The following is a 9,254-nucleotide window of genomic DNA, read 5'->3' on the forward strand; positions in this document are numbered from 1 at the left end:
ACCCCGCCTCCACCACCCACTCCCAACTCACCCCCGACCAACAACTCGCCGCCGGCGTCACCCCCGGCCTGGTCCGCCTCGCCGTCGGCATCGAAGGCATCGACGACATCCTCACCGACCTGCGTGCAGGATTCACGGCGGCGGCGACGTGACCGTGAGCGCCGACCACAGCAGCGCCCGGGTGACGGCCGAGTTGCCGCCGCCGGACGGGCGCCTCGGGATCATCCCCGTCGGGGATATCGCGCTGGAGAACGGCGCCACCGTCCCCGACGTGCACCTGGCTGTGCAGCGCTGGGGTGAACTGTCACCCGCCCTGGACAACGTGGTGCTGGTGGAGCACGCGCTCACCGGCGATTCCCATGTGGTCGGCGGGCCCGACGAGATCCACCCGCAGCCCGGCTGGTGGGAAGGCATGGTCGGTCCCGGCGCGCCGCTGGACACCGACGAGTGGTGTGTCATCGCGACGAACGTGCTCGGCGGCTGTAAGGGCAGCACCGGGCCGTCCTCGCCGGCGCCGGACGGCAAGCCGTGGGGTTCACGGTTCCCGGAGATCTCCATCCGTGATCAGGTCACCGCCGAGGCCGCTCTGCTGGACCGGCTCGGCGTCGAACGGCTGGCCGCCGTCGTCGGCGGGTCGATGGGCGGCATGCGGGTGCTGGAGTGGATGATCGGCGCACCCGAGCGGGTCGCGGCGGCGCTGGTGCTCGCGGTGGGCGCCCGCGCGACCGCCGACCAGATCGGCACCCAGACCACCCAGATCGCGGCCATCCAGGCCGATCCGGACTGGCAGGGCGGCGACTATCACGACACCGGACGCACACCGACCACCGGAATGGGCATCGCACGCCGCATCGCCCATCTGAGCTACCGCACCGAGGCCGAGCTGGACCACCGCTTCGAGAACCGGCCACAGGGCGATGAGGATCCGTGGCGCGGCGGCCGGTACGCGGTGCAGAGCTACCTGGAGTATCAGGCCGAAAAGCTGTGCAAGCGTTTCGATCCGGCGACCTATGTGCTGCTGAGCGAGGCCATGAACCGGCACGATGTCGGCCGCGGCCGCGGCGGTATCGCCGCGGCGCTGGCGAGTACGCCGGTGCCGTGCGTGGTCGGTGGGGTCGATTCCGATCGGCTGTACCCGCTCTACACCCAGCAGCAGCTGGCCGACGGCCTGCCCGGCTGCCAGGGGCTCGAGATCGTGCATTCCCGCGATGGGCACGACGGCTTCCTCACCGAGGCCGCGGCAGTGTCGAAACTGCTGATCCAGACCATGAACCTGGCCCGCACCGCACGCTGAGGCCCCCTGCGGGCGCCCGGGCGGCTAGCCGACGCCGAGGGTGTTGATGGTGGCCGCGATGAACACGATCGAGCTGCCGAGCAGGGTGAGCGCGCCGACGTCGAACGGCTTGCTGCGCACCGCGAGCAAACCGACCCGCGCCGTGGGCAGGCACAGCCGGAACGCGGCGGCCAGGAGCGTGGCACCGCCGAAGAACAGCGCGCCACGGCGCCAGCGCTCCGAGGCGACGAACACGATCGCCACCACGATGACCAGCGCCACGAGCACCATCGGCAGATGACAGCGGAAGAACTGCGTCGCCCAACTCTCGCCGGGCCGTCGTTCGGCGGTCGGTGTGTCGGCATCGGTCACGCCGTCGATTGTTGCAGACCTGCCGCGCACACAGCCGTGCGCTCCCAGCGATCCACTTCACGGGGATATCCCCGTAAACTCGACGCTATGACCGCAGCGCACAACTACGACGACCTGCACCGCCTGGTCGACCGGCTGACGCCGGACCAAACTCGTGCGTTGCGCGCAGTCGCGCTGCAACTCGTCGTCACCGAACCGGCCGAAACCGAACCGTCGACCGAACCGGGCGGTGATCGGCGCAGGCGGCTCTCGTTCGCTGGATTGATGCACGCGGAGCCCGATCTCGCTGCGAGAACGGAAGAGCTGCTCCGCGAGGAACGTGGTAAACAGGCACCGTGATCGTATGCGACACAGGCCCGCTCGTTGCAGTCCTCAATGAGAACGATGCGGACCATCGACGTTGCCTAGATCTCCTCGAGCGGCACCCGGGCCCAGTACTCGTACCCAGCCCCGTACTCGCCGTGGTCTGCGACTTCCTGGAGACCCGTGTTGGTCCCCACAGCCGAGGCCAGGTTCCTGGACTCGATCGCTGATGGCGAGATCGAGCTCGTGGAGCTCACCCGAGTCGACCTGGTGCGGATGGCGGAACTGGTCCGGAAGTACGCGGATTTCCCTCTCGGAGCCGTCGATGCCGCGGTCCTCGCGGTAGCCGAACGGCTCGAGCTCGATGAGATCGCAACTCTTGATCGACGGCATTTCGGCGCCGTTCGGACCCGGCATACGAAGCCGCTGCGGCTGCTGCCCGACTGACAACCAGCATTTGGTTGACTGGTGACGTGTTCCGACTGATGTTCCATGAGCCGTGCATTCCGCCCAATACCGGGAACGCGATCCGGTTGGCGGCGGGGACGGGGTGTGAGCTGCATCTGATCGAGCCGCTCGGGTTCGATCTGTCGGAGCCGAAGTTGCGGCGGGCGGGGTTGGATTACCACGACTTGGCCTCGGTGACGGTGCACGCGGATCTGGCGGCGGCGTGGGAAGCGATCCGGCCGGAACGGGTGTTCGCGTTCACCACGCAGGCGAGCACGCGGTTCACCGATGTGCGGTATCGGGCGGGCGATGTGCTGTTGTTCGGGACCGAGCCGACCGGGCTGCCCGCCGAGGTGCTCGCCGATCCGCATATCACCGACCTGGTGCGGATCCCGATGCTGCCGGGGCGGCGGTCGATGAATCTGTCCAATTCGGCGGCGGTCGCGGTTTATGAGGCGTGGCGGCAGCACGGGTTTCCCGACGCGGTCTGAAGGCCTCCGGCCGATCCGGGTGGCCGGAGGTGCGGCTCAGCCGTCGATCTCGAAGCGTTTGAACCGTGAGGTGGCACCCGCGGTGAGCCGGACCGCGCTCTTGGGCACGCCGTAATGTTCGGCAAGCAACTCGATCGCGGCCTTGTTCGCCTTGCCTTCCACGGCGGGCGCGCGGACGTAGAGCCGCATGGTGCCGTCGTCGAGGATTTCGACGAGCGGGCCCTTACGGCTGTTCGGTGTGATCGTCGCCCGGACGGTCGGCACGCGATTCTCCTGTAGCGCCAGTGTTTTTGCCTGCCTCGCCGGGTTTCCCGGCACCGGACGGCACGCTCTGCTCGGCGGGTACCGCGGCGGTGGCGGCCTTCCCCCGGCGGGGCCTGCGCACCAGCCGCGCCATCGCCCACACGAGCGCGCCGATCACCACGATGAAGCCGACCCACGGAACCGCTGTGCCGAGGAAGACCACGGCGTCCTTCAACCAGTCGACCAGCGAGTTCCAGCCGGAGACGATGCCGTCCCAGAAATTGCTCGGCCCCTCCTCGGGTTCGGTTCGGGTACTGGAGATCTCGATGGTCAGCGTGGACAGTGCGATCTGATCGTCGAGCAGGCGCTTCTGCCCGGTGAGACTGTCGAGTTCGGCCTGGCGGCTCGACAGCGCCTGTTCGGCGGCGAGCAGATCGGCGGTATTGGTGGCCTCGGCCATCAATACCCGCAGCCGGTCGACGGAGGCCTGCAGGGCCTTGATCCTGGCGTCGAGGTCCTGCCACTGCATCGTGACGTCATCACGGTTGGTGCTCACCTCGGTGACTTCGCCGATATCGCCGAGCCGGCCGATGAAATCGTCGGTGTGCTCGGCCGGGATCCGGACGGTGAGCCGGGCGCTGGGCACGTTGTCGTCGGTGCCTGGGCGTTCGGTGCGGCTGTCGACGCGCCCCCGCACTGCGGTGACCTGCGCTGTCACCTTGCCTGCCGCGTCGATGGGATCGGCGGAGACGATCTCGATCTGCCCGGTGATCACTTCCTTGCGGTCGGCGTCGACCTCGCCGCCGGTGCCCTGTTCCTTGGCAGGCGCCTGTTCGCGGAAGCCCGGCGTCGCTGCGGGACCCGGCATGTCGGCGACGGTGGGCGTGTGGCCACCGACGGCCGACTCACGGTCGTCGTCATCGCCGCAGCCGACGACGAGCAGGGCCAGGCCGAGCAGGGCGATCAACAACACCGCGAGCTTGCGCATGGTCGCAGCGTAGCGGCTCGTCTCGGGCTCGACACGCTTCTCGTTCACCGGAAGTCGCGGGACTTGCCCGCCATCCGCAGATCCAGCTGCCGCAGCGTCTCGGCGTACACACTCACCGCGCCTTCGGCGTTCTGGATCCGGCCGCGAATGATCAACGCTCTCGCGGTCTGCGCGAGTCTGCGGTAGCGAGTCCACAGGCCGACCGAGCAGACGATATTGACCATGCCGGTCTCGTCTTCCAGGTTCAGGAAGGTGACACCGGCGGCGGTGGCCGGGCGCTGCCGGTGGGTGACGGCGCCGCCCACGAGAACTCGGGAACCGTCGGGCACCGACAGCAGCCGGTCGGCCGGGATCACGCCCATCGCGTCGAGTTCGGCGCGCAGGAATTCGGTGGGATAGCTGCCGGGCGAGATACCGGTGGCCCAGACGTCGGCAGCGGCCAATTCCAGTGCGCTCATTCCGGGGAGAGCCGGTGCCTCGGCGGCGGCGACCAGGCCGGGTAAGCGATCCGGCCGTTCGGCGGCCGCGGCACCCGCCGCCCACAACGCCGTGCGGCGAACACTGCTCGCGCCGGGAGCAGCGCCACCGAGGGGCGGCTCGGACCGCGCGGGGATCGACGCCGGCGGTGTTCGGTTCGTGGCCGCGCGCACCGGGATCGCGGCGCCGGAGGGGCTGCCGTTCCGAGTCGAGGCCACAGTGGTGACACTGTCCAGCGTACCGGCCGTCGCCAGCGATTCCGCCTGGCGGACAGTGAGTTCCACCCGGCCGGTCAGGTCGAGCAACGAGGTGTACGGTCCGCTCTCCTCGCGAGCGGCGACGATCTTCTCGGCGAGTTCCGCCCCGATATAGCGGACCGCCGCCAACCCGAGCCGCACCTGGGTGCCGCGCTGTTCGAGGGTGGGTTCGGCGCGACTGGCATTGATATCGGGTCCGTGCACCACCACACCGTGCCTGCGCGCATCGGCCACCAGCGATTGCGGCGAGTAGAAGCCCATCGGCTGGGCGCGCAGCAGACCGGCGCAGAAGGCGGCCGGATGATGCAGTTTGAACCACGCCGAATAGAACACCAGCGCAGCGAAACTCTGCGAATGGCTTTCCGGGAAACCGAAATTCGCGAAGGCGTACAGCTTTTCGTAGATGCGATCGGCGACCTCGCCGGTGATACCGTGCAGATCGCGCATGCCCTGATAGAGCCGCGCCTTGAGCCGTTCCATGCGTTCGGGTGAGCGTTTCGAGCCCATGGCGCGCCGCAATTGATCGGCTTCGGCAGCGGTGAAACCGGCGACGTCGACGGCTATCTGCATGAGCTGTTCTTGGAACAGCGGCACGCCGTAGGTGCGCGCCAAGGTCTTCTGCAACGAGGGATGGTCGAAATCCCAGTCCTCCTGACCATTGCGGCGGCGAATATACGGATGCACCGAACCGCCCTGGATCGGGCCGGGCCGGATCAGCGCCACCTCGACCACCAGGTCGTAGAACTCACGCGGTTTCAGCCGGGGCAGCGTCGCCATCTGGGCACGCGACTCCACCTGGAACACCCCGATCGAATCGGCCTTCGACAGCATCTCGTACACAGCGGTTTCGGCCAGATCCAGCTTGTGCAGCTCGACGGTGACGCCTTCGTGTTCACGCACCAGATCGATCATGTAGTGCAACGCCGAGAGCATGCCGAGGCCGAGCAGATCGAATTTCACCAGCCCGGCGGCGGCGCAATCGTCCTTGTCCCACTGCAATACGCTGCGGCCGGGCATGCGCGCCCATTCCACCGGGCAGACGTCGGCGATGGGGCGATCGCAGATCACCATGCCACCGGAATGGATACCGAGGTGACGCGGCAGCCCTTCGATATCGGCGGCCAGTTCCAGGACCCGTTCCGGGATATCGGTGCCGGTTTCGGCGCCGACACCGGTCCAGCGGCTCACCTGTTTGCTCCACGCGTCCTGCTGGCCGGTGGAGAAACCGAGCGCGCGGGCAGCGTCGCGGACCGCCGATTTACCGCGATAGGTGATCACATTCGCCACCTGAGCGGCGTACTCGCGGCCGTAGGCGTGGTAGACGTGCTGGATCGCTTCCTCGCGACGATCGGATTCGATATCGATGTCGATATCGGGCGGGCCGTCACGTGCGGGCGAGAGGAACCGTTCGAACAGCAGATTGTTGCGCACCGGATCGACATTGGTGATGCCGATGGCGTAGCAGACCGCGGAATTGGCGGCCGATCCCCGGCCCTGGCACAGGATGCCGTTGTTCTTGCAGAACGTGACGATGTCGTGCACCACCAGGAAGTAACCGGGGAACTTCATGCCGGTGATCACGGCGAGCTCGTGCTCGATCTGGCGGTAGGCGGCGGGATTCTCCTGCGGCGCTCCGTAACGTTCGGCGGCCCCTTGCAGGGTGAGTTCCCGCAGCCAGGAATTCTCGTCGTGACCCTCGGGCACCGGGAACGGCGGCAGCTCCGGCGCGATCAACTTCAGGTCGAAGGCGCATTCGCGGGCCAGGGCGACGGCGTTGGCGACGGCCTGCGGGCAGTCGGCGAACAATCGCGCCATTTCCGCCCCCGAGCGCAGATGTGCCCCACCGGTGGGGGCCAGCCAGCCCGCCATCTCGTCGAGGCTGCTCCTGGACCGGATCGCGGCCAGTGCCATGGCGCGATGCCGTTGCGCCGGGGAGGCGAAATGCGCGCCGGTGGTGGCGACGACGGGCAGCCCGAGCCGATCGGCCAGAGCGATGAGGTGGGCGTTGCGTTCATCGTCGGCGGGCAGCCCGTGATGGGTGAGCTCCACGCTCACCCGCTCGGCGCCGAAGCGTTCGACCAGATCGCGCAGCGCCGCCTCGGCGCGCACCGGCTCGCTGCCCGCCCGCAGGTCCTGCTCCAGCGCCTGCCGGAGCGCCCCCTTCCGGCATCCGGTGAGGATCTGCCAGTGCCCGCCCGCGGCTGCGGTGAGGGTGTCGAGGTCGTAGCGCAGAATCCCCTTCTCACCCGCGGCCATATGCGCCGCCGCGATCTCCCGCGACAACCGCCGGTACCCCTCCTGCCCACGGGCCAGCACCAGCAGATGCACCCCCGGTGGATCCGGTTCCCCCGTCCGCGCCGCGGAGTCGGGGGCATCCGAATGCGGCCTCGGCGCAGCCGTATCCCGCGGCGAGGGTTCCGCCGAAGCACTCTCCGCACCGACCGGCAGCGATCGAAGCCCGGCCCGGGCCGGACGTGACGGATGCGGCGGCGGATCGACCGGCGAGCGCGATTCCGTTGCGGCAAGGGTCAATTCAGCACCATAGACGGTGGCGATATCCCATTCCCGTGCCGCCTCGAAGAAGCGGACCGCCCCGTAGAAGCCGTTGTGATCGGTGAGGGCGATGGCCTCGAGTCCGAGCCGGGCCGCCTCCTCGACCAGTTCCTCCGGATGGCTCGCGCCGTCGAGGAAGCTGTAGGCCGAATGCGCGTGTAACTCGGCGTAGGGCACGACCGGGCCGAGGGGGCGGACGTCATCGCCGTCGGCGAGATATTCACCGCGTTTACGCGACCACGCGGGGCTGTCGCCGCCGTCGCCCGGGTACATCGAATCCGGATCATGCCTGCCCGGCCGCCCGGACAGCACCCGCTCCAGCTCCGACCAACTCGGTGGCCCGTTACTCCAGCCCATGGCGTGGCCTCACCTCACCGGCCGCCGATCAGCTCGCCTTGAGCCGCTCGGTGGAGCCGGCGTCCAGCGCGCCGGCCACATGGTCGAGCCCGGTACGGATCACCTGACCGTAGGCATCGTTGGCGAGGACCTCGAGATGCCCCTTGGCCAGCGCCAATTGCATACGGGCGGAATCGAAATCGCCGACGCGGCGGTGGCTGTCGGCCAGGTTCAGGTACAGCGAGGGCAGGAATCCGCGCATGCCCTCATCGAGCGGGCTGCCCGGCGCGAACACCGCCGCGAGCGCCCGCTGATCCCACAGCAGCGCCTCCTCGGCCGTGTCGACCACATCGGCGAGATGGTGGGCGATCACGCAGCGGTGCAGCGGATCACCGTGTTCGCCGATCTCCTCCCACAGCCTGTGTAGCGCGTTTCGCGCCGCCTGCTGATCCACACCGCCGAGCCGCACCGCGGCATAGATATCCGCCATCCGATCGTCCGTCATGGCCCCAGTATCGCACATATGTTCGAACAATTTCGAGTGTTCGAACCCGGGTCGCCGATGTTCTCCGGCTGTGATGTAAACCACTTGGCACCGAACTTACTTGAGAGTAAGTTCGGTGCCGACAGACCTGCAAAGGAGCAGCGATGACCTCAGCCGACGATGCCGCCACCCGCGAGAAGATCCGGCGCGATCAGCGCAACCGCGATCTCACCGGCCGCCATGTCGTGATCACCGGCGCCTCCTCCGGCATCGGCCGAGCCGCCGCCATCGCCGTCGCCGACAAGGGCGCGGTGGTGTTCCTGCTCGCCCGCCGAGGCGAGGAGCTCGCGGCCGTGGTCGAGGAGATCCGCGCGGCGGGCGGCAGTGCGTTCGGATACCAGTGCGACGTCACCGATTCCGAGTCGGTGGATCAAGCGGTCGAAGCGATCCTGCGCGAGCACGGCCACGTCGACATGCTGGTGAACAACGCGGGCCGCTCCATCCGGCGCGCCATCCACCGCTCCACCGACCGGCTGCACGATTTCGAACGCACCATGGCGGTCAACTACTTCGGCGCCCTGCGGATGACGCTGGCACTGCTACCGCAGATGCGTGAGCGCAAGTTCGGCCACATCGTCAATATCAGCAGTGCGGGCGTGCAGGTCGCCACGCCCCGCTTCGCGGCCTATCTGGCCAGCAAGGCGGCGCTGGACAAGTTCACCGAGGTGGCCGCGGTGGAGACGCTGGCCGACGGCGTCACCTTCACCACCATCCACATGCCGTTGGTGCGCACCCCGATGATCACCCCGAGCGGCAATCAGGGGCCGTCCGAATCGCCGGAATGGGCCGCCGCCACCATCGTCCGCGCGCTCAGCGAACGCCCCAAACGCATCGACGTACCCCTCGGCACACTCGCCGAATACGGCGGCATCATCACCCCCAAGCTGCGCGATCGCATCCTGCACCGCTACTACCGCGCACTCCCCGACTCCCCCGCCGCCCGCGGCGAAGCCGACGACACCGCCGAGCC

Annotated in this window: 11 protein-coding genes; 6 read left to right on the plus strand and 5 right to left on the minus strand. The window is 68.3% G+C overall.

The features are described 5' to 3' along the window. The coding region (locus tag GV790_RS28280) for a PLP-dependent transferase (RefSeq protein WP_175586027.1) at nt 1-152 on the plus strand (152 nt) is incomplete at its 5' end. Beyond that, nucleotides 149-1,294 carry a homoserine O-acetyltransferase MetX gene (gene metX, locus GV790_RS28285; RefSeq protein WP_375139438.1) on the plus strand — a complete coding sequence of 382 codons (1,146 nt, stop codon included), beginning with the start codon at nt 149-151 and terminating at the stop codon, nt 1,292-1,294. The genes GV790_RS28280 and metX, both read left to right, overlap by 4 nt. Before the next feature lie 24 nt (nt 1,295-1,318). Here the strand turns inward: metX and GV790_RS28290 are convergent, their stop codons facing one another. Beyond that, nucleotides 1,319-1,564, minus strand: a complete 246-nt coding sequence (locus GV790_RS28290) for a DUF3017 domain-containing protein (RefSeq protein ID WP_178128450.1) — start codon at nt 1,562-1,564, stop codon at nt 1,319-1,321. Nucleotides 1,565-1,732: 168 nt separating this feature from the next. Between GV790_RS28290 and GV790_RS28295 the strand changes: the two genes are divergently transcribed. The 3 genes from GV790_RS28295 to GV790_RS28305 all read left to right on the plus strand — a co-directional run bounded on the left by GV790_RS28295 (nt 1,733) and on the right by GV790_RS28305 (nt 2,886). Next, nucleotides 1,733-1,984 carry a hypothetical protein gene (locus GV790_RS28295; RefSeq protein WP_163817803.1) on the plus strand — a complete coding sequence of 84 codons (252 nt, stop codon included), beginning with the start codon at nt 1,733-1,735 and terminating at the stop codon, nt 1,982-1,984. Between the two features lie 147 nt (nt 1,985-2,131). Further along, nucleotides 2,132-2,395, plus strand: coding sequence for a PIN domain-containing protein (locus GV790_RS30690; RefSeq protein ID WP_218586482.1), 264 nt, complete (start codon nt 2,132-2,134; stop codon nt 2,393-2,395). Between the two features lie 26 nt (nt 2,396-2,421). Beyond that, nucleotides 2,422-2,886: a tRNA (cytidine(34)-2'-O)-methyltransferase gene (locus tag GV790_RS28305; protein WP_163817805.1), complete on the plus strand. Its 465-nt coding sequence runs from the start codon at nt 2,422-2,424 to the stop codon at nt 2,884-2,886. A 36-nt stretch (nt 2,887-2,922) separates the two neighbouring features. On the opposite strand, the gene GV790_RS28310 is transcribed toward GV790_RS28305, so the two are convergent. From GV790_RS28310 to GV790_RS28325, 4 genes are read right to left on the minus strand one after another with little or no spacing between them, the layout of a single operon-like run. Then, a complete protein-coding gene (locus GV790_RS28310; protein ID WP_163817807.1) occupies nt 2,923-3,150 on the minus strand; it encodes a DUF167 domain-containing protein in 228 nt (75 codons plus the stop codon). After that, complete coding sequence (locus GV790_RS28315; protein WP_163817809.1) at nt 3,110-4,117, minus strand: DUF4349 domain-containing protein; 1,008 nt, start codon at nt 4,115-4,117, stop codon at nt 3,110-3,112. The genes GV790_RS28310 and GV790_RS28315 overlap by 41 nt, the downstream gene beginning before the upstream one ends. A gap of 44 nt (nt 4,118-4,161) precedes the next feature. Then, on the minus strand, nt 4,162-7,761 hold the full coding sequence (locus tag GV790_RS28320; protein WP_178128448.1) for an error-prone DNA polymerase: 3,600 nt from the start codon (nt 7,759-7,761) through the stop codon (nt 4,162-4,164). Nucleotides 7,762-7,789: 28 nt separating this feature from the next. Beyond that, complete coding sequence (locus GV790_RS28325) at nt 7,790-8,245, minus strand: hypothetical protein (protein ID WP_175586028.1); 456 nt, start codon at nt 8,243-8,245, stop codon at nt 7,790-7,792. Nucleotides 8,246-8,388: 143 nt separating this feature from the next. Between GV790_RS28325 and GV790_RS28330 the strand changes: the two genes are divergently transcribed. Beyond that, nucleotides 8,389-9,254, plus strand: an 866-nt coding sequence (locus GV790_RS28330) for an SDR family NAD(P)-dependent oxidoreductase (RefSeq protein ID WP_163817811.1), incomplete at its 3' end; no start/stop codon positions are given.

Origin of the sequence: Nocardia cyriacigeorgica (genome assembly GCF_010858045.1) — a bacterium.
GTDB lineage: Bacteria > Actinomycetota > Actinomycetes > Mycobacteriales > Mycobacteriaceae > Nocardia > Nocardia cyriacigeorgica_E.

Excerpts from the sequence above, each read along its gene's own strand:
- GV790_RS28290 (WP_178128450.1), bottom strand. The coding sequence starts at position 1,564 with ATGGTGCTCGTGGCGCTGGTCATCGTGGTGGCGATCGTGTTCGTCGCC.
- GV790_RS28295 (WP_163817803.1), top strand. The coding sequence starts at position 1,733 with ATGACCGCAGCGCACAACTACGACGACCTGCACCGCCTGGTCGACCGG.
- GV790_RS28320 (WP_178128448.1), bottom strand. The coding sequence starts at position 7,761 with ATGGGCTGGAGTAACGGGCCACCGAGTTGGTCGGAGCTGGAGCGGGTG.
- GV790_RS28315 (WP_163817809.1), bottom strand. The coding sequence starts at position 4,117 with ATGCGCAAGCTCGCGGTGTTGTTGATCGCCCTGCTCGGCCTGGCCCTG.
- GV790_RS28325 (WP_175586028.1), bottom strand. The coding sequence starts at position 8,245 with ATGACGGACGATCGGATGGCGGATATCTATGCCGCGGTGCGGCTCGGC.